Here is a 19101-nt window from a genome sequence, read left to right on the forward strand (position 1 = left end):
GCTGCAAACTTATAGAGAAAGAATTACTTTCAATAAACATCCCCATAGCTTAGGCAACATTTAACTAATAAGTATATAATTTTAAATACCTTTAAAACTACACTCATCTCCCATTAGGAGCATTTCCATCCTGTTTTGCACACAACCATATCCATTATAAAAATATTTATATACTCTTACGATATTTTATAGCTAAAGTATTGCATATCTGATTATTTATATAAACTTTTGTAAAACCTTTTGGTATATTTACATATCACTTTACCCTATTTTGAAAATTTATTATCATGAAAAACCTAACGAACCCGCTTCCGTTAAGCACAATTTCTGTGCATTTTCGAAGAACAAAAACGTCATTTTACGCTAATAGACCTTTCACAATATGCTGAAAGGGATATTTTTTATCCCCTACTTTTTTCTTCTGAGTACCTCTATCTTAATTGCCCAACCCAAAAAATGGGCAGCTAATTGGTATTTTGGGTATAATGCTGGAATCAGCTTTATTGATGGCACTCCCAAGCCATTGTCAGGGGGAGTAATAAACACTTGGGAAGGTTGCGCAAGTATCAGCGACAACAATGGAAATTTGTTGTTTTATACCGATGGAAGTACAATACGGAACAAAAAACACTTGGTCATGCCAGGAGCGGTAGATCTGGGGGGGCACAACTCCACTACTCAATCGGCAACTATCGTACCGCTGCCCGAAGAGGACCACATTTACTATGTTTTTTCGATTGATTTTTCGGGAGGCAAGAAAGTATTACAATATTCTATTGTGGATATACAATTAAATGGAGGATTAGGAGGACTTGTTTCTAAAAACAATATCCTCTTAACCAACTCATCAGAAGGTCTGACTGTTATAAAACATTGTAATTCTAAAGATTATTGGATTTTAGCGAATGAACTGGGCACCAATTCATTCAAAGCCTTTAAGCTATCAAAAGAAGGCCTTAATCATAAATTCATTGAAAGTAAAATTGGCACTCGAAAAGGCAACGCTGGACATTTAAAAACTTCACCTAATGGTCAAAAAATCGCCATTGCTCTTTTCAACAATGCATTTGAACTCTTTGATTTTAACCAAAATACGGGCGTCTTATCAAATCCAATACTGATACGTCATCCTGAATTTTATCGCACGTATGGGTTGGAGTTTTCGGCCGACAACCACTATCTCTACATGGCGGGGACCCTTAGGGACGAAAAACAAATATATCAGTTTGACATCACTTCGGGCTCTTCAGCGGCTATACTTCAATCCAAGATAACAATAGGAAAAATCACGGATTCTTACTTTGGCGCATTACAATTGGGGCCTGACAATAAAATTTATGTAGCCATCAACGAACACAATTATCTGGCTGTCATCAATAATCCAACCCTCAAAGGCATGGAGTGTGGATTTGTCAGGGATGGGGTTAGTTTAGGTGGCAAAAAAAGCGGCATTGGCCTTCCTAATTTCATTTCTGCGTCTTTCAATGTCCAACCAAGGGTTTTTATTTCCCGAAGTGTAGGAAACACTTGCAAGGATATTACTTTGAAAGCCGAGATTGCTCCCAACGTCGGCAATTGGCATTATCAGTGGTACTTGAATGGAAAACCCATAAATAAAGCTACCCAAAACAGCATCACACCAGCCCAATCTGGTAGCTATCAGGTCATTGTAAACGAAATAAGCGGTTGCCACAACGACACCCTCAACTCCGAGGAAATGGATGTTGAATTTTTAAATGCAAATCCAGAATTTACCATCGCCAATTGCAACAACGTATTGCTAAAAGCCAATGCTAATGCACCATTTCAGTGGATAGGCAATAAAATTCCAAAAGAACAGGAATCGCAAGATACGTTGAGCGTAGCGGGCGATGGTGTTCAAATATACAGGCTGAAAATGTTTTATTCAGATAATACATCTTGTTTTGCTCCCAAAGAACTTAGTGTCACATTTCCACCTATCCAAACCTACAAACTTGAAAAAAAATCGCTTGTCTCCTGTGATACCGTGACGCTTAATGCCCCCATCAGCCCAAATTGGGATACGTACCGGTGGAAACTCCCCAACAATTCAACTGTCAGTGCCAACAAAGTAACCGTACGCCAAAGCGGACAATACATTGTTTTCGTAGAAAACAAACAAACGAAATGTGTGGCCAACGACACCGTCAATGTGGTCATTCACCAATCACCCAGTCTGAAAAACAATGAAAGTTTTTGCATGTCGGCTTCTACATTAGAACTTCAGGCAGGGGCCAACGGCGAAAGTCTGATGTATGATTGGGCTCCAAATTCCTCCAAAAATGCATCATTGGTCGTTGATAAAGCGGGTAGCTACCACGTTAAGGTTACCACTCCCCAAGGCTGTAGCTCGTCGCGTACCATCGACGTTGTCGAGATGCAAAAAGTAACGTTGGGCAGCAACATCACCCTCTGTGAAGGAGACCCCGTCGAATTATCACCAAGCATCACCAATGCCCCAAACCCCGTCTCCTACCGCTGGTCATCGGGGGAAAATGTTCGAACGATTATACCCACTAAGTCAGGCACATACACCTTAACTACAAGGCAATCGGTATGCGAAACCGTTGATTCTATCAAGGTTATTATCCATCCATTACCCCAAATAAAAGCAAATGAAACCGTATGTTTGGACAAAGAAATTGATGCGGGTGGACTCGACAAAGATTTAACCTACCATTGGCAACACTCGGCCGAAACTACACCTGTGATTACGATTTCAGCGTTGGGGGTTTACAACGTAAAAATAACCAATTCACTCGGCTGCACCGCTACCCGAACCATCAACGTCAACGCCTATTGCCCTCCGCATGTTTATGCTCCCGATGCCTTCACTCCCAACGGCGACGGCATCAATGATGTTTTTAGCCTTTTTGTTGCTAGCGGCCAACCCGTTTGTTTGGACATCTATAATCGATGGGGTCAACTTATCAAAAGAAATGAAAACGAAAGCCCCGTATGGGATGGGCAAATAGACGGCACACTTTCGCCAGAAGGCACCTACCCTTATGTATTTCGGTACAAAATTCGCAATGACAATCTGATTCATGAATACCGAGGTGTGGTCATTCTTCAACGATAAATAAAGCCAATATGTAGCGCATAAAAACCCCTCTCTCTCATTTTGATAACTTTCTCCCCGTTGTGTTTTTAGTTTCTTTACTTTTGTAAAGAAACTAACACAAAACAGTTTCGCTATTGAGTGACGACAGCTCCTCTGTTTTCATTCCATAGATATGCAGGGAATCAACATGAAAAACTCAAAACCTCGCCCTAAAAACCTAATAAGTTCGTCGGTCATAACTGTTATTGTTATTTCACTTGCCGTATGTATTCTGTTGATTGTTAGGAGTATTTACGCACCTTCTTCACCTACTGATTCTGCTACCGAAATTTCAAGGGTAGAATCAGCCAACAATGATGCCGCCCTAATAGACACCAATGCTTCCATCAAAGTGCCCAATATCACCGCAGAGCGCGCCGCTGAGAGAGCTTTTTATAAGAAAAAATTTGCCAAAATGGCCAAAAATTTCACTTTTGCAAAAGACGACTTTCAGGACAAAGGCTGGTATACACACAAGAATTTTGGCAAAAAAGCCGCCAGACGCAAAACCCTGAAAGCCCATGTCCGCGAAGACGGATTTATCTACTTAGAGTCGCAATTTTACGGGAACGATTGGATTTTTCACAACCATATTAAAGTGAAAGTAGGAAGTTTGTATTTAAGCAGTCCAAAAATTGAATCCTACAACAAGAACAATAAGCAGCAATACGAAGGCGATACCTTTTGGGAAAATGTATACTATCGTGAAACAGGCGACAACGGCATTATTCAAGCCATTGCTGATTCCACTTCCAAACCTGTAAAAGTGCGTTTTGAAGGCCGAAAATTCAACCGCGACATTGTTCTGACCGCCGAAGAAAAGCAATCCATTAAAGATAGTTACGAACTTTCGGTGGTGTTAAAAAAAATAAATCCGTAGCCCCCGCTTTACTTCTCATCTTCTTGTACTTGGCGTTTGAGGCAACAGCATTTTCAGGAGCATTTTCAGAATAGACCTTAAAATAAGTAGAACGTCAGAAAATCAGGCGTTTAGTTGGTCATTTTAGGTTTTTCTTCAAACTTCGTCCCACGAATTTTACGAAAAGAAAAACAAAATGACAACAGCCATGTATCAAAAACCGTCAAGTGCTTTTATCGGTGCCTCTTGGGTGGCATTGGGCGCAGGAATGTTAGGGTATCTCATCGGACTTTGGAGAGCCGAAATGCTACTTAACGAAAAAGGGTATTATTTTACGATTCTTATGTACGGATTATTCTCCGCCGTGTCGGTGCAAAAATGCGTCCGCGACCGTTTGGAGGGCGTCCCCGTCACCGATATTTACTACGGTATCAGTTGGTTTTCCACCATTTTGGCCATTACGCTTTTGGCCGTCGGGCTTTGGAATGCCACCATGCTGCCCAGCGAAAAGGGCTTCTATGCCTTCGCTTTTTTGCTGAGTATGTTTGGCGCCATCGCCGTACAAAAAAACACCCGCGACAGTCAGGATTTTAAAAAACAAGGTTAGAAAATGGAGCACTGTGCGAAGTTTTTTAGCTTCGCACAGTCTTACCGTTGAACCTTTTCATGGACGATTGCGGTAATAAAACAACAAACTCCACCACTGCACCCATGAGAATAGGACATCTTACATTGTTGGTCAACGACTACGACGAAGCCATCTTCTTCTATACCCAAAAATTAGGTTTTATCCTCCTTGAAGACATTCAGCTCACACCCGAAAAACGCTGGGTAATCGTTGCCCCTTCTGATGCTCAAGGCGCTGGCTTACTGTTGGCCAAAGCCGCTACGGACGAACAAAAACAACACATTGGAAACCAAACCGGTGGGCGGGTGTTCCTCTTTTTATACACCGATGACTTTTGGCAAACCTACGAAAATATGAAGGCACAAGGGGTAGTGTTTTTGGAAGAACCACGCTCGGAGCCATACGGATGGGTGGTGGTATTTCAGGATTTGTACGGCAATAAATGGGACCTTTTGGAAAGTAAAAGTAATGCTTAATAAGGCTATTTATCAAAGTTGCTCTTCATGACATTCTGAGAATAAAGCGAATAACTTCGACCAGAAACATTATTTTTGGCGGAAATTTTAGAATTAAAATGACCGCCACGATTTTTCAAAATACCCCGATTGATACCAACGCCACTTATTTGCTCACCGACAGCCGGCAGTTGGTTTTCCCGCAACAAACGATTTTTTTTGCCATCAAAGGCGCCCGCCACGACGGTCATCAATTCTTAGCCGAACTGTACAAAAAAGGCGTTCGCCAATTTGTAATTGAACAAAAAAGCCTTGATAACAAGCTCTTAGTCACCATTGAGTCTTTTGAAAACGCCAGAATTTGGAGCGTCGAAAGCAGTTTAAAAGCGTTGCAAGATGTGGCAAAACGCCACCGTGCTAAATTTGACATCCCCGTCATCGGCATCACGGGTAGCAACGGCAAAACCATCGTCAAAGAATGGCTCGGGCAACTCCTCAGTGCCGATTATCGAACCGTCAAAAGCCCTAAAAGCTATAACTCACAAATCGGCGTGCCGCTCTCGGTATGGCAAATGAACGACACCCATACTTTGGGGATTTTTGAAGCGGGGATCTCGCAGATTCACGAAATGAAAGCGCTTCAGGAAATCATTCAACCCAGCATCGGTATTTTTACCAATATCGGCTCCGCTCACGACGAGGGTTTTAGAAGTCGGAAACAAAAAGTAACCGAAAAGTTACGTCTTTTTACCCAATGCCAACAACTCATTTATCGCGCCGATTACACCGACATTGACGAAGAAATTAACCTCATTTTAAAGTCTGTCAATCCAAAATGCGAGTTAATCAGCTGGGGTTCAGGCGAAAACAGCTTGATTCAGGCCGAGTGGCACCAAGATACTGAACAAACCTACGTGGTGCTGAAGTCAGCCATTGAAACCTACGACAACCAACTTTTTGCCGTTCCTTTTACCGACGAAGCATCGGTCGAAAACGCCATACATTGCCTGATTCTACTGCTTACGCTGGGCATTCCTTCGGCCGAAATCAGGCACCGAATAGGGCGTTTGCGGCCTATTTCCATGCGTCTTGAGCTGAAGGAAGGGATTAATAATTGCTATTTAATTGATGATACCTACAACAACGACCTTGTAGGGTTGACGATTGCGCTCAATTTTTTGAGCCAACAAGAACAGCGTACCCAAAAAGTGGCGATTTTGTCTGATTTGCTGCAAACAGGCCAAAAAGAGGACGAACTGTACACGCAAATCAACACTTTACTGCACGAAAAGGGCGTTCAAAAACTCATTGCTATCGGTGATGCCTTTGAACGAAATGCCCAATTCATTGAGGTGGAAGCCCAATATTTTACGACTACCAATGACTTTCTTGCCAAATTATCTACCCACTCCTTCCGAGATTCGCTGGTACTTATCAAAGGAGCCCGCCCCTTTCAGTTTGAGCGGATTGTGCATCGTTTACAGCAAAAAGTACATGGTACAGTGTTGGAGATCAACTTGGATGCCCTAACGCACAACCTTAACTTTTACCGAAACCGCGTAGGCAACGATACGCGCATTATGGTCATGGTCAAGGCGTTTGCGTACGGTAGCGGCAGCGCCGAGGTAGCCCAATTATTGCAGTTTCACCGGGTTGACTATTTGGCCGTGGCCTACACCGATGAAGGGGTTCAGCTACGCCAAAATGGTATTGAATTGCCCATTATGGTCATGAATCCATCGCCATCTACATTTGAAAAACTGATTGAATATCAACTCGAACCTGAGATTTACAGCCACAAAATCTTGGACGAATGGCTCAGTTTTCAGCATTCAGGCCCAACCACGGAAGAGGAAGTTAAAGAAGCTACGCAAGAGGTGCTGATTCACATCAAGCTCGATACAGGCATGCACCGGCTGGGTTTTACGGAGGTCGATTTGCCGTTGCTCATTCATAAATTACAACAATCTCCGACCCTAAAAGTGGCTTCAGTTTTCAGCCATTTGGCGGGAGCAGATGAAGCCATTCATAATGAATTTACCCGTTTACAATACGAGCGTTTTGTTTCGGGAGCCACGCTGCTTGAACAGGCGTTGGGGTATCGACCGCTTCGCCATATTCTTAATTCGGCGGGCATCGTGCGGTTTCCCGATTATAAACTGGATATGGTGCGGTTGGGAATAGGACTCTATGGTGTAGAAGTAAATCGGCTAGAACAACGGGCCTTGCAGCAAATCGGCACTTTCAAAACGGTGGTTTCTCAGGTAAAACACCTCCCCGCAGGCGAGACAATCGGCTACAGCCGCAACGGAATATTAGAGAAAGCCTCCTCCATCGCAACCATTGCCATTGGCTACGCCGACGGCTTTGACCGCCGTTTTAGCAAGGGAGTCGGCAAAGTACTTATCAACGGTGCTTTGTGCCCAGTAGTGGGCAATGTGTGCATGGACATGACCATGGTAGACGCAACGGGCGTTACGGTTCAGGAAGGTGACGAAGTCATTATATTTGGAAATGACCTGCCAATCGTACAATTGGCAGATCAAATCGGGACCATTTCTTACGAACTTTTGACTGGCATCAGTGAGCGAGTCAAACGCGTTTTTTACAAAGAATAACCTAAGGTTTATTGTTTGGTAGGGACTTTGGCTTTTGCGTCTTCAAACGTCTTTTTCTTGGTTTCCAGATCGGTCTGTGAAGTTGCTACGTCTTTTACGTTCACTTCTAGGTCTTTACGCAAATTAGCAAGTTCTTTTTCGGTTTTTTCAATGTCTTTTTTTAGACTTTCGCCTTTTCGCGTCAGTTTGCTAAAGTTCTTTTCTGATTCTTTCATGGCTTCTTCAGCTACCCGGGCGTCGTCGTAGAGGATGGCGTCTTCCGCAAATTTTTTCAGAAATGTTTCAGCTTCGGCGTATCCTTTGGTACCCTGCGTCACGTACGAGCCGTTGCCCAAATCTAGGTAAATAAACACCTGAGAAAGCCCCTTTTTTGAGCTTACTTGACTTGCCAAATTGATGGGCGAGGATGAAATACTAGGTATACTCGCACTCGGTGCCCGGTACACCCCGCCTCGTGAGCTGCTTACCTTACCGTACTGTTTGAGGTAATCTTCCCAATATTTACCAAGATACTTTTCTTCGATTTTTGTCGTTACATATAAGCCTTCAAAATTTGATTTATCAATTTCACGCTTATCAGGCAAAACGGTCTGTGCTTCGCAAGTATACCCCCAAAAAATGCTTAAAGCAGCAATCAACAGAATCTTTTTCATTTTTTTACCAGTTAAAATTACCAATCTTACAATGTAATTATTTGACATTACGAACACAATTTAGTCCGCAATGTTACAAATAACAATGACATTTCACCGAATTGTAAAGGTCTATTTTATTAATCGTTAGAAATTTTAGCCTACCGTCCTTATTTTTACACCACTTATGCCAGTCAATTCACCTAACCTTATGAAAAGTGAAACAAAAAACACAAATTAGATTCGTAAACAAAGACAAAAACCAATTCTTCCCTACGTTAAAGAAAAGAGTCGATGCCTATTTTCAAGACCGCCAACTCTCAAAAAACGCCAACAGCACGCTGATTATAAAAACAGCTGTTCTGACGGCAATGTATCTACTTCCTTTTATCGTTTTGTTGTGGTTGCAACCTCCCTTCGGCATCAGCCTTGCGCTATGGTTTATTATGGGACTGGGATTAGCGGGGCTGGGAATGAGCGTAATGCACGATGCCAATCACGGCGCGTATTCAGAAAACACAAAAACAAACTACTGGATTGGCAATATTTACCTCAATATGCTGGGTGGCTCCACCTTCAATTGGAACCTGCAACACAATGTGTTACACCACATGTACACCAACGTGGTGCACGTCGACGAGGACATCAATGATAAGTTGGTGCTAAAATTTTCGCCCCACACACCTATCAAATCCTTCCATCAGCTTCAGTGGGTTTACGCCTTTTTTTTCTACGGAATTTTGACGCTGTATTGGGTGTTGGCCAAAGACTATATTCAGTTTATTGGCTTCACCAGAAGCGGCGTAAATAAGGGAACCAAAGCCGAAAATGCCATGACGCTGCTCAGAATCACACTGGTAAAAGTCATCTATTTTGCCATTATTATCGGCCTACCCACGTTGGTATTTCATTTGCCATTGGGCGAAGTAATCCTTGGATTTTTGGTGATGCACTTTGTAGGCGGCGTGATTCTGACCACGGTGTTTCAACTTGCCCACGCGGTAGAAGGAACGAGTCATCCGCTTCCTAACGAAAAAGGCATCATCGAAAACGATTGGGCCATTCACCAGTTGAATACAACCGTCAATTTCTCGCGCCATAACAAATGGCTTTCGTGGTACGTAGGCGGGTTGAATTTTCAGGTAGAGCACCATCTTTTCCCCAAAATTGCGCACGTTCACTACCCAGAATTGGCTCCGATTGTCAAAGAAACCGCCGAAGAGTTTGGGATTCCCTATTTAGAAAATCCGTCGTTTGGGGTGGCTTTGCGCTCACACATTGCCAATCTACACCAACTTGGACGCCTTCCCGACCTCAACGAAGCCATCGGGTAGCGTCTTGGCCGGGGCTAAAGCAAATCGTTTTTGAACGCGTATGCCACTAGCCCCGCCGTATTTTTGGTACCCGTTTTTTCCAACAACCGCAGCCGGTGGCCTTCCACCGTGCGGGGGCTCACAAACAGCTTTTCGCTGATTTCTAGCGTTGAAAGGCCCTCGCAGAGCAATTGTAATACTTCCATTTCTCGCGGAGAGATTTGTACTTTGCTGTTAAACAGCGGCGCCGGTGGCGTAGCCCGCGTGATTACTTTGCGGTGCAGGGCTTTGGATACAAAATCGCTGTAATAAAAACCATCAGACATGACGCGGCGAATGGCGTTTTCGACTTCTCCCGGCTCGGAGTCTTTCAGCAGATAGCCGTTGACGCCCTTTTCAAGCAGGTGAATGATGAAACGGTCTTCTTCGTGCATGGAAACGATAATCACCTTGACGTGCGGAAACTGCGACTGAATGTGCTCGGTCGTTTCGACTCCATCCATTACGGGCATCTGAAGGTCCAGCAGGGCAATGTCGGGCGTGACGCGGGCCAACAAATCCAACAATTCTTTGCCGTTGGCAGCCTCCCCAATCAACTCAAAATCACCGATTTGATTCAACATAGCCGTCATCCCTTTTCTGAAAAGGTTATGATCATCTGCTATTACGAGTTTAATCTTTTCCATCCGATTTTTACACTTTGAATTTGTCTGCTACCGTCGTCTTATTGTGCTTTTTCAACGTCTCGTTTTTTTGCTTTCTCAAACAGCACCAACTGCCTGAGTTCCACCACCGCACGACAGCCTTTTTGGGGACCTGTTTCGTAGTTAATTTTTCCGTTGATAACCCGCAATCGCCCTTCAATACTATCCAGCCCCAACCCCGGCGAAGGACGCGTATGGGCCTCTTGCAAATTAAACCCGTGGCCGTTGTCTTCCACAACCAAGCCAAAAGTTTCAGGCGGCAACGACAGCTGAACGTGAACGTTGGTTCCGCCTGAATGTTTGAGCGCGTTGTTGATAAGTTCCTGCGCCACCCGGTACAGCATCAGTTCTACCTTCGGCTCCATGCGTATACTTTCGTCTCCCGAATAGCCAAACGTAATCCGAACCGTATGGCTACCGATGCTTTTGGCCGCAAATTCCTGCAACGCTGCCGGCAACCCAAAGCGCTCCAGCGTGGTAGGCACGAGTTCGCGACTGATGCGCCGCACGTGGCTGATGGTTTCGTCGAGGGCTTCTCGTACCTGCTTGGCGAGCCGCTCGGCTTGGTCTTTGGAGCCTAGCTGTCCGTATAAAGCATTGAATGTCAATTTTGTAACCGACAACAACGCCCCAATATCATCGTGCAAATCCTGAGCAATGCGCCGGCGCTCAGCTTCGGTTGAGGCCATAGAAACCTCCAGAAGCTTACGTTGAAATTCGGCTTCCATGTCTTTGACGCGCATCTGTTGTTCAATCTGCTTGCGTTGATAATACATCACAAACAGCACAATGAACATTGCCATAATCAGCATGATGCCCGTCCCGATAATGATGACATAGGGAGATTCCATATCCGGGCTAGATGACTGTAATATGAGCCGCTCAAAAATACGTAGAAAAACTCGGGACGCTTTATTTTTTTAGTTAACGGCACAAAAAAACCGAGCGAGTGACTCGGTATGGTGTGAGATTAAACGTCGGCGAGGTTGCATTATAATTAACAAAACCTCGCCGACGATGAATACTCGTTTCAGCTAAAATTATCAAACGGTTTTCTCGGGCTTCATGTACCAGATAGAAAAACAAAGAAAAACGCTGAAAACTATTGACAGGACTGCATCAATCATCCAATATTGTTGCCTCAATTCAATAGTACTGTTAAAAGTAGTTTCAATAAAAATATAAGAAAATATGGTACCTGCATAATAAAGTAAAGCACCTGCACTAAACCAAAACAAAGGGTATCTTGTCAAATTAGGAACGTGAAGGCTTTTCAAAAGTTGATAAAAGTAAAAAAGAATAAAAACGATTGCAATAAAGCCTGATACATTGTAGGAAAATTGATTAAAGTCTTTTGTTTTGGCATTAAGTAGTGTATTGTAATCCAAAAATGCGGTACATATTACAATAAGAATGCCCCCAATTGTTAAATATTTGAAATAGTGGTTTTTTACAGCAATCCTGTAAATGATTGCAATAAGAATAAACTCCAACAAATTATGCCAGTTATAGATGTAAATATTATACACTCCTAACTGATTCATTATAAGGGTCACCGCATTTCTTAATAGTGTTAAAAAACCATAGATACCTATTAGTTTGTAAATGTCAGTATTAAAATAGCCCCTTCTAATTATTGCAATAATTGTAGGTATAACAATACTTAAATCAGCAAAATATGCAAGAAATAAAGTAATCATAGAATTTTATGGATTACAAAATCCGGGACAAGGCAATCCCCCTCCGGCACCGCCATCTCCTGGGGTTCCATCCTTCTCACCCGAAGCACTTTTGATAGCTTTAAACTGAAAATCTCTTCCGTTGCCTTTTTCGTCAATCTTTACGGGCACCAAAAACAGGCGGCGCATCATGGCTGTGCCTGCGGGGTCAATTTCTCCGTTGGTTTCGGGCGCTACGCCGTAGTAAATACGCAAGCCGTCGCAACCGGTGTCGAGGAGTTGTTGCAATATCTCACGGCTAAAGTATTCTGCCTGTCGGTTTTCATCTGGATTTTGGGGCTCGTGGGCTAAGGGCTGATGGGCTTTTTTGAATTCGCCACGGTACTTGTCGATTTCTGCTTTTGAAAAAAAGCGCCCTGCAATTTTTGGCATGTTGGTAAAAGGGATTAAAAAAGTGAAACAATGCCGCAAGCTAAGGAAGGGGTTATAGATATGCAAACCGTTGGATAATTGAAGAAACTAAATTTGCGTTTTGTGAAAAACAGGTATTTCTACGCTAAAATATTTCGGCCTCAGGCACGACATTTGTAACGGGTTTGGTTGAATCAGCATCTCAATGATGCAAGATTTTTTCTCATAGGTTAGGTTAGGAAAAAAAGCCGGAGGCAGTTGCCTCCGGCTTTTTTAGTTTTTTAGAAAAATAACCACTCGAACTTTTGTGATTCAATAATAAACATATTCATTTGCACGTAAAGTTATTAGCAAACTAACCAAAATTAGCCCAAAAATGAGATTTAAAGCATTTTTATCCTTATTAGCATATATATATTTATCATTTTTTTCCAAAACGTCATACGCCCAGTTGTTTAATCCCATCCAAACCAGAATGGATGTGGGAGTGGCTTGGAAAGATAAGTCATCAAATATCAGTTTTCTTTACAATCAATACCTCAAACTGGATAGAAAAGGCATTTTCCAAGTAGGTTGGGGAGTGAGAGGTTCTCATCTGATAACCAATACGTTAGACTACACAACTGCCCCGTCAGAACTAACCCGTGGAAAGTCGGGATTGGCCATCAATGCGCCCCTAGTCATGCAAAATATTGATACGCTTCAACTCAAAACAGCCATCACTTCCTTTAATTTCAATCTAGGTTTTCAGCTATCGTTATTCAACCGATTGGAGCTTGGAGCCAACGCCGATATTTTAGGTTTTGCCTTAGGAACACGCCGTTCTGGCTTTTATTTGGGCTCCTCTGGTTTCAACAAAGTAGATTCTTTAAACCTGCACCGAACCTACCAAGAAGCAAGCCCCTCTGGCTTCGCGCTCCAACTCCCCCAAGACCATGTAAAAGGCACGCTAAACAGTGAGTTATTTGCACGTTTGCGTATTACAGAACGAGTTGCGGTCAAGGTAAGCTACCTACTGGCAGTGAGTGAATATAAAACAAACAATATTCTGGTAGACGACAATAGACGTTTTCGATTACGCTCCCAAATGCTCTACGTCGGGCTTAGCTTTCCAATCAACCAGTAGCCACAAAAACACAAGCTATTTTCCTGATTTTCAGCACACTACATTCTTTTCACTTCGGTTCAAGGGGAATATATTTCCTCCAACATAAAGTCAAAAAGGGAGGATTTTTATCAATAAGTTTTGATAAAATCCTCCCTTTTTAGATTATACAAATGCAAATCAATACGCTTTCAGGCTCAAGTCAAGGCTTTTGATTTGATGGGTAAGTGCGCCGCATGAAATGTAATCTACGCCCGTTTCGGCAACTGCTCGAATTGAATCTTCCCGGATACCGCCCGAGGCTTCGGTAGGGTACTTCCCTCCTACTCGCTCCACGGCAGTGCGGAGGTTTTCGAGGCTAAAATTATCGAGCATAATGCGCTGAATTCGTCCTACTCGCAGGGCTTCTTCCAGTTCGGTGAGGCTTCGTACTTCAATTTCGATGTGCAATTTTCGTCCCGTACGAGCCAGATAATCATTGGCTTGCGTAATGGCTGCCTCAATCCCCCCCGCATAATCCACATGATTATCTTTGATTAAGATCATGTCATAAAGCGCGTACCGGTGATTGACCGCTCCGCCGATTTTCACGGCCATTTTCTCAAAAATCCGAAAATTAGGGGTGGTTTTACGGGTATCAAGGAGCTTAGTTGGCAATCCATCCAACATATTTACCAACGAACGCGTATAAGTAGCAATACCGCTCATGCGTTGCATCGTATTGAGTACCAAGCGCTCCGCCTTTAAAATAGCCTGTGCATCGCCGCTAACGGTCAAAACAATATCGCCTTTTTGAATGGCCTGCCCATCGTGCATCAAAAGCTCCACCTGCAACAACGGGTCAACTTCTTCAAAAATGATTTTGGCCACCTCGACTCCCGCCACAATGCCGTCTTCTTTGACCAACAGTCGGGCGCGGCGCTCAGCGTCGCGGGGGATGGTAGAAAGGGAAGTGTGGTCGCCGTCGCCCACATCCTCTGAAATTGCTAAACGAATGTAATCACGAATATCCATGCCGCAAGATAAGTTTTTGTTTAGTATACCCCAAACCCATGCGGTCATCTGATGAATGTCAAAGCCGCTATCGGTCTCCCTTCGAGTAAAAAGGGGGAAAATATTCCCCTATGCGTTGAGAAATAAATTCTACAAAAATTTACTAAAAAAAAGGGGGCTATATTTTTTTGGCAAGAATCACCATTCCGCGAAGTTCTGACTTCAAACGACTGAACTCAATGTCGTCGAGACGGGAAGGCGCAAGCAGCGAAAAGCCCGCTTTTTTGTAACTTTCAATGGCTTTTTGCGAAGAGTCCATCGCCATTAACCAAACTTGTATAAATTCGGATTGACGGGCTTTTTCAAATACCCAATGCATGGTTTTCTGACCCAACCCCAAACCCGTATACGATTTTAGGAAATAGATTTTTTCGAGATAAAGACACTGCAGCGGATTTTGGTCAAGCGGCGCTTTATTCTTGACGAGTTTGAGCAGACCAGCATCTTCACCGTTGACCCGAATACAAAAATAAGATACGTCAGGATTGGCTAAGTCAAGGGCGAGTTGTGTTTCATTAAAACATTTATGCAAGTACCAATCTATGCCCTCAGTGTTGTACCACAAATGCGCATAATGCGGCAAATACGTCTGATAACCAAGGTGTTTTATTCGTAAAATATCCGTTAACGGCTGTACTTCAAAATTAAAATCACTCATTACTTATTCCGATATTTTCCGACGCAAGGCTTTTACTTCCGCGTCGCGCTGTTTGGTCTGTAATCTTTTTTCTTTGGAGGCTGCGGTGGGTTTTGAGGCTTTGCGCGGCTTGGGCTTTTCAAAACTCTTGCGAATCAGGGCGTCAAACTTTTTGACTACTTTTTCTTTATTGCCAAACTGCGAACGTTCGGTTTGGTGATACAGCACCAATACACCTTCATTGGTCAATTTGTTGGCGAGTTTTTCCAATAGTACGGCTTTTTCCTCTTCCGACAAAAGCAATGAATTGGCGACGTCGAAGCGCAACTCAACTTTTGTCTCGACTTTATTTACATTCTGCCCGCCTTTTCCACCGCTGCGCGCGGTTTGAAACAGGAGTTCGGGATGAAGAATTTCAGGATTCATTTGATTCGAATTTTATTACATACTTTGAAGCCTTACACCCTTTCAATGAGGAGCTTCATTTATAATCGTTATTTTTTGGGGGTTTTCGTCAAAAGTACGTAATTTTGTACAAAATCATGTACAAATATGCAAGTTGTTACGTATTCTTCTTTCCGCAAAAACCTCAAATCCGCCCTTGACCAAGTAACAGAAGACGGTGAATTGGTGATTATTAACCGGAGTGAGAACAAAAATGTCGTTTTACTCTCTCTTAACGAATATAATTCCATTCTGGAGACACTGCATTTACTCAGTACCGAAAATAACCGCGACAGACTACTGAAAGCAGTTGAGAGAAGCAAAAAAAATCTGTATGAATCCCACGATTTAATTGGAGATTAAGTAATGAATCTATCATGGGACAGCGATGCCTGGGAGGATTACCTCTATTGGCAACGCACTGATAAAAATGTTCTCAAACGTATCAATGAACTTATAAAAGAGTGTCTTCGGACCCCATTTGAAGGAAAAGGAAAGCCTGAATCGTTGAAGGCAAGCCTAAGTGGATATTGGTCTCGACGAATAACCGAAGAACATCTTTTAGTTTACCAAGTGCTCAATGACCGAATCCATATTCTTCAATGCAGATTTCATTATTGACTCACCCCAAAAAGCAATCCAACAGCGCCCCTTCGAGGCGTTTAATGCGATGGGTTTGACGGTCGAGCGGCACCCAAACGCTCATGGCCTTGACCAATAACCGATTATCACTGACCCGATAAATCTCATAATGCCGGTCCCAAGTGGCGGCGGTGTATTGGCCTACCCACGTTTTGATGAGGAGTGTATCTCCCAGCATGGCCTGTCGCAAATAATCTATTTCATGACGTCTTACCATCCAAACTACCTCATCCTGAAGGGATTTCGAGGCTACACTCTGCCAATGGCTCATGGCTGCTTCTTGCACGTATTGCAGATAAACGGCGTTATTGACGTGATTAAGTTCGTCAATATCTGCGGCTGAAACAACCATCGTTAGTGCGAAAGCAGCGTTAGGCGACATCAGGGAATGGTAAGTTCGAAAGTTTAGTTCTTCAATTTTTCTTTTAGCTGCAACATCTCATCACGATAACGGGCCGCCTCCAAAAAGTTGAGTTCTTTAGCCGCAATTTCCATCTTACGCTGGGTCTCGGCAATAAGTTTTTCAATTTCGGGCTTGCCCAAATATTGAATAACGGGGTCGGCTGCAATCCGAATCTCGTCTGGCTCCACATAAAACCGTTTTCCAGACCCTCTGGAATCCGCCACCGAAGTCTGCTCCATGATGGCTTCTCGACTCTTGAAGATGGTCTTGGGCGTGATGCCGTTTTCTTCATTATAAGCCAACTGAATGGCGCGACGGCGGTTGGTTTCGTCAATCGCTTTTTGCATTGAGCCCGTCATTCGGTCGGCGTACATCAGCACTTTTCCGTTTTCGTTCCGCGCCGCGCGGCCAATGGTCTGAATCAACGAACGAATATCACGAAGAAAACCTTCTTTATCGGCATCCATAATAGCCACCAAAGATACTTCAGGCAGGTCTAGCCCCTCACGCAGAAGGTTAACGCCGACCAACACATCAAACGCCCCCAAGCGCAAATCGCGCAGGATTTCGACCCGTTCGAGGGTTTTTACCTCGGAGTGAATATAGCGCCCCTTCACTCCCACGCGTTCCAAATATTTGCTCAATTCTTCCGCCATCCGTTTGGTGAGTGTCGTCACCAATACACGTTCGTTTCGTTTGACTCGCTTATCAATTTCTTCCAATAAATCATCAATTTGGTTGATACTCGGCCGCACTTCAATCTCAGGGTCAAGCAGGCCTGTTGGTCGAATTATCTGTTCTACCACTACGCCGTCCGTTCGGCGCAATTCGTAATCAGCGGGGGTAGCACTCACAAACACCGATTGTCCAGCCAATTCTTCAAATTCCTGAAAAGTAAGCGGACGGTTGTCCAACGCGCTTGGCAGTCGAAATCCAAAGTCGACCAAAGACTCTTTCCGCGAGCGGTCGCCTCCCCACATGGCCCTGATTTGGGGCATGGTCACGTGGCTTTCGTCTACCACGAGCAGAAAATCCTCCGGGAAATAATCAATCAGACAAAAAGGGCGTTCGCCAGGCTTACGACGGTCAAAGTAACGCGAATAGTTTTCGATGCCCGAGCAATACCCAAGTTCGCGCATCATCTCCATATCAAACTCCGTACGCTCCCTGATGCGCTGGGCCTCCATGTGTCGGCCTTCCAGCTCAAAATAGCGCACTTGAGCCACCAAATCATCCTGAATTTCGTGAATGGCATTCAACAGCACCTCTCGCCCTGTCACAAATAAATTGGCGGGGAAAATAGCCACCATTTTTTCGGACGATATTTTCTTGCCGTTGGTGGGATTTATACGTTGAATTTCCTCAATTTCATCGCCAAAGAATATAACACGATACGCAAAATCAGCGTAGCTGGGATAAATATCGACGGTATCTCCCTTGACCCTAAAATTTCCCCGGGCAAACTCTGCCTCGGTGCGACTGTAAAGAATTTCAACCAATCGAAACAAAAACTGGTTTCGACTCATGATTTCGCCCACCCCAACGCGCAATATACTTTTTCGGTATTCTTCGGGATTGCCCGCGCCATAAATACACGACACCGACGCCACCACGAGCACATCGCGCCGCCCCGACATCAGAGACGATACAGTAGAAAGACGTAACTTATCAATCTCTTGATTGATGGCCATGTCTTTCTCAATGTATGTATTGGTGGTTGAAATGTACGCTTCTGGCTGGTAGTAGTCGTAATAACTAATAAAGTATTCGACGGCATTATCTGGAAAAAACTGTTTGAATTCTCCGTACAGCTGAGCAGCAAGGGTCTTATTGTGGCTCAAAACCAAGGTCGGTCGGTCCAGTTGCGCTACCACATTGGCTACGGTAAAGGTTTTTCCCGAACCCGTCACCCCCAAAAGGGTTTGGGCCCGCTCTCCCTCGCGTATTCCTTCAACTAATTTGGCAATGGCCTGCGGTTGGTCTCCCGTGGGTTGATAATCAGAAATGAGTCTAAATGACATAAGAAGGCTGTTAAGTCCATAATTAGCAACAAACTAACTTATTTTAAAAGTTCGCTCCAATTACTTCCTCCCCATAAAAAAACATGGCCTCACTTCAAAGAAGTGAGGCTAATGCCAAATTACCCTACTCTATTATATTATACAAAAAACTAAACAAGGATAATGCCAAACTATATAAAAAACAAAAAAAATATACCCTACAATTTGCTTTACAAGAATACAAAAGCAATATATTCACCCACAAACCGCTCTTTATTAATCAATTACAACAAAAAAAATACACTATCAATACCATAAACCTCAAAAATAAGCATGCTTTTTACTTCATCAATTGCGGGAGAATAAAAACCTCCAATACAAGTCCCGCGCTTAT

General features: G+C 43.6%; 19 protein-coding genes. 9 read left to right on the forward strand and 10 right to left on the reverse strand.

The annotated features are described in order from the left end of the window. Positions 1 to 382: 382 nt before the first annotated feature. From GVN20_RS07580 to GVN20_RS07600, 5 genes are all read left to right on the forward strand, one after another. The gene (locus GVN20_RS07580) at positions 383 to 3103 is read left to right on the forward strand and encodes a gliding motility-associated C-terminal domain-containing protein (RefSeq protein ID WP_166557735.1); all 2721 of its coding nucleotides are present in this window, start codon (positions 383 to 385) and stop codon (positions 3101 to 3103) included. A 169-nt stretch (positions 3104 to 3272) separates the two neighbouring features. Next, positions 3273 to 4004: a hypothetical protein gene (locus GVN20_RS07585; RefSeq protein WP_166557736.1), complete on the forward strand. Its 732-nt coding sequence runs from the start codon at positions 3273 to 3275 to the stop codon at positions 4002 to 4004. A gap of 187 nt (positions 4005 to 4191) precedes the next feature. Next, positions 4192 to 4590, forward strand: coding sequence for an inner membrane protein YiaA (gene yiaA, locus GVN20_RS07590; RefSeq protein ID WP_166557737.1), 399 nt, complete (start codon positions 4192 to 4194; stop codon positions 4588 to 4590). 104 nt (positions 4591 to 4694) lie between these two features. Continuing rightward, entirely contained in the window at positions 4695 to 5087 is a 393-nt protein-coding gene (locus tag GVN20_RS07595; protein ID WP_166557738.1) for a VOC family protein, read from the forward strand. A gap of 98 nt (positions 5088 to 5185) precedes the next feature. Next, on the forward strand, positions 5186 to 7684 hold the full coding sequence (locus tag GVN20_RS07600; RefSeq protein ID WP_166557739.1) for a bifunctional UDP-N-acetylmuramoyl-tripeptide:D-alanyl-D-alanine ligase/alanine racemase: 2499 nt from the start codon (positions 5186 to 5188) through the stop codon (positions 7682 to 7684). A gap of 8 nt (positions 7685 to 7692) precedes the next feature. Here GVN20_RS07600 and GVN20_RS07605 read toward each other — a convergent pair whose 3' ends face one another. Then, positions 7693 to 8337 (reverse strand): hypothetical protein, encoded by a 645-nt coding sequence (locus GVN20_RS07605; protein WP_166557740.1) that lies wholly within the window; start codon positions 8335 to 8337, stop codon positions 7693 to 7695. 197 nt (positions 8338 to 8534) lie between these two features. Here GVN20_RS07605 and GVN20_RS07610 point away from each other — a divergent pair, with 197 nt between their 5' ends. Continuing rightward, positions 8535 to 9650: an acyl-CoA desaturase gene (locus GVN20_RS07610; protein WP_166557741.1), complete on the forward strand. Its 1116-nt coding sequence runs from the start codon at positions 8535 to 8537 to the stop codon at positions 9648 to 9650. Positions 9651 to 9664: 14 nt separating this feature from the next. Here GVN20_RS07610 and GVN20_RS07615 read toward each other — a convergent pair whose 3' ends face one another. The 4 genes from GVN20_RS07615 to GVN20_RS07630 form a co-directional block, all read right to left on the reverse strand. Beyond that, on the reverse strand, positions 9665 to 10315 hold the full coding sequence (locus GVN20_RS07615) for a response regulator transcription factor (RefSeq protein ID WP_114065349.1): 651 nt from the start codon (positions 10313 to 10315) through the stop codon (positions 9665 to 9667). A gap of 38 nt (positions 10316 to 10353) precedes the next feature. Continuing rightward, positions 10354 to 11184, reverse strand: a complete 831-nt coding sequence (locus tag GVN20_RS07620; RefSeq protein WP_166557742.1) for a sensor histidine kinase — start codon at positions 11182 to 11184, stop codon at positions 10354 to 10356. A gap of 192 nt (positions 11185 to 11376) precedes the next feature. Then, positions 11377 to 12033 carry a hypothetical protein gene (locus tag GVN20_RS07625; protein ID WP_166557743.1) on the reverse strand — a complete coding sequence of 219 codons (657 nt, stop codon included), beginning with the start codon at positions 12031 to 12033 and terminating at the stop codon, positions 11377 to 11379. A gap of 6 nt (positions 12034 to 12039) precedes the next feature. Further along, complete coding sequence (locus tag GVN20_RS07630; protein WP_166557744.1) at positions 12040 to 12444, reverse strand: hypothetical protein; 405 nt, start codon at positions 12442 to 12444, stop codon at positions 12040 to 12042. 430 nt (positions 12445 to 12874) lie between these two features. Between GVN20_RS07630 and GVN20_RS07635 the strand changes: the two genes are divergently transcribed. Then, positions 12875 to 13549, forward strand: coding sequence for a hypothetical protein (locus GVN20_RS07635; protein ID WP_166557745.1), 675 nt, complete (start codon positions 12875 to 12877; stop codon positions 13547 to 13549). 159 nt (positions 13550 to 13708) lie between these two features. Here the strand turns inward: GVN20_RS07635 and nadC are convergent, their stop codons facing one another. The 3 genes from nadC to arfB all read right to left on the reverse strand — a co-directional run bounded on the left by nadC (position 13709) and on the right by arfB (position 15644). Then, on the reverse strand, positions 13709 to 14542 hold the full coding sequence (gene nadC, locus GVN20_RS07640; RefSeq protein WP_166557746.1) for a carboxylating nicotinate-nucleotide diphosphorylase: 834 nt from the start codon (positions 14540 to 14542) through the stop codon (positions 13709 to 13711). 157 nt (positions 14543 to 14699) lie between these two features. Then, positions 14700 to 15239 carry a GNAT family N-acetyltransferase gene (locus tag GVN20_RS07645; protein WP_166557747.1) on the reverse strand — a complete coding sequence of 180 codons (540 nt, stop codon included), beginning with the start codon at positions 15237 to 15239 and terminating at the stop codon, positions 14700 to 14702. 3 nt (positions 15240 to 15242) lie between these two features. Continuing rightward, entirely contained in the window at positions 15243 to 15644 is a 402-nt protein-coding gene (gene arfB / locus GVN20_RS07650; protein ID WP_166557748.1) for an alternative ribosome rescue aminoacyl-tRNA hydrolase ArfB, read from the reverse strand. Positions 15645 to 15770: 126 nt separating this feature from the next. Here arfB and GVN20_RS07655 point away from each other — a divergent pair, with 126 nt between their 5' ends. Both GVN20_RS07655 and GVN20_RS07660 read left to right on the forward strand, forming a co-directional pair. Continuing rightward, a complete protein-coding gene (locus GVN20_RS07655) occupies positions 15771 to 16025 on the forward strand; it encodes a type II toxin-antitoxin system Phd/YefM family antitoxin (protein WP_166557749.1) in 255 nt (84 codons plus the stop codon). 3 nt (positions 16026 to 16028) lie between these two features. Continuing rightward, positions 16029 to 16283, forward strand: coding sequence for a Txe/YoeB family addiction module toxin (locus GVN20_RS07660; protein WP_166557750.1), 255 nt, complete (start codon positions 16029 to 16031; stop codon positions 16281 to 16283). Between the two features lies 1 nt (position 16284). Here the strand turns inward: GVN20_RS07660 and GVN20_RS07665 are convergent, their stop codons facing one another. Both GVN20_RS07665 and uvrB read right to left on the reverse strand, forming a co-directional pair. Continuing rightward, positions 16285 to 16686, reverse strand: a complete 402-nt coding sequence (locus GVN20_RS07665) for a thioesterase family protein (protein ID WP_166557751.1) — start codon at positions 16684 to 16686, stop codon at positions 16285 to 16287. A 23-nt stretch (positions 16687 to 16709) separates the two neighbouring features. After that, a complete protein-coding gene (gene uvrB, locus GVN20_RS07670) occupies positions 16710 to 18728 on the reverse strand; it encodes an excinuclease ABC subunit UvrB (protein ID WP_166557752.1) in 2019 nt (672 codons plus the stop codon). Positions 18729 to 19101 lie beyond the last annotated feature (373 nt).

The sequence above is a fragment of the Runella sp. CRIBMP genome (genome assembly GCF_009905605.1).
Taxonomy (GTDB): Bacteria; Bacteroidota; Bacteroidia; order Cytophagales; family Spirosomataceae; genus Runella.

What these genes read in the sequence shown, in the direction of transcription:
- nadC (WP_166557746.1), bottom strand. Translation starts at nt 14,542, where the DNA reads ATGGATATTCGTGATTACATTCGTTTAGCAATTTCAGAGGATGTGGGC.
- GVN20_RS07595 (WP_166557738.1), top strand. Translation starts at nt 4,695, where the DNA reads ATGAGAATAGGACATCTTACATTGTTGGTCAACGACTACGACGAAGCC.
- GVN20_RS07585 (WP_166557736.1), top strand. Translation starts at nt 3,273, where the DNA reads ATGAAAAACTCAAAACCTCGCCCTAAAAACCTAATAAGTTCGTCGGTC.
- GVN20_RS07660 (WP_166557750.1), top strand. Translation starts at nt 16,029, where the DNA reads ATGAATCTATCATGGGACAGCGATGCCTGGGAGGATTACCTCTATTGG.
- GVN20_RS07625 (WP_166557743.1), bottom strand. Translation starts at nt 12,033, where the DNA reads ATGATTACTTTATTTCTTGCATATTTTGCTGATTTAAGTATTGTTATA.
- GVN20_RS07655 (WP_166557749.1), top strand. Translation starts at nt 15,771, where the DNA reads ATGCAAGTTGTTACGTATTCTTCTTTCCGCAAAAACCTCAAATCCGCC.
- GVN20_RS07580 (WP_166557735.1), top strand. Translation starts at nt 383, where the DNA reads ATGCTGAAAGGGATATTTTTTATCCCCTACTTTTTTCTTCTGAGTACC.
- GVN20_RS07630 (WP_166557744.1), bottom strand. Translation starts at nt 12,444, where the DNA reads ATGCCAAAAATTGCAGGGCGCTTTTTTTCAAAAGCAGAAATCGACAAG.
- GVN20_RS07645 (WP_166557747.1), bottom strand. Translation starts at nt 15,239, where the DNA reads ATGAGTGATTTTAATTTTGAAGTACAGCCGTTAACGGATATTTTACGA.
- yiaA (WP_166557737.1), top strand. Translation starts at nt 4,192, where the DNA reads ATGTATCAAAAACCGTCAAGTGCTTTTATCGGTGCCTCTTGGGTGGCA.
- GVN20_RS07615 (WP_114065349.1), bottom strand. Translation starts at nt 10,315, where the DNA reads ATGGAAAAGATTAAACTCGTAATAGCAGATGATCATAACCTTTTCAGA.
- uvrB (WP_166557752.1), bottom strand. Translation starts at nt 18,728, where the DNA reads ATGTCATTTAGACTCATTTCTGATTATCAACCCACGGGAGACCAACCG.
- GVN20_RS07665 (WP_166557751.1), bottom strand. Translation starts at nt 16,686, where the DNA reads ATGTCGCCTAACGCTGCTTTCGCACTAACGATGGTTGTTTCAGCCGCA.
- GVN20_RS07605 (WP_166557740.1), bottom strand. Translation starts at nt 8,337, where the DNA reads ATGAAAAAGATTCTGTTGATTGCTGCTTTAAGCATTTTTTGGGGGTAT.
- GVN20_RS07620 (WP_166557742.1), bottom strand. Translation starts at nt 11,184, where the DNA reads ATGGAATCTCCCTATGTCATCATTATCGGGACGGGCATCATGCTGATT.
- GVN20_RS07600 (WP_166557739.1), top strand. Translation starts at nt 5,186, where the DNA reads ATGACCGCCACGATTTTTCAAAATACCCCGATTGATACCAACGCCACT.
- arfB (WP_166557748.1), bottom strand. Translation starts at nt 15,644, where the DNA reads ATGAATCCTGAAATTCTTCATCCCGAACTCCTGTTTCAAACCGCGCGC.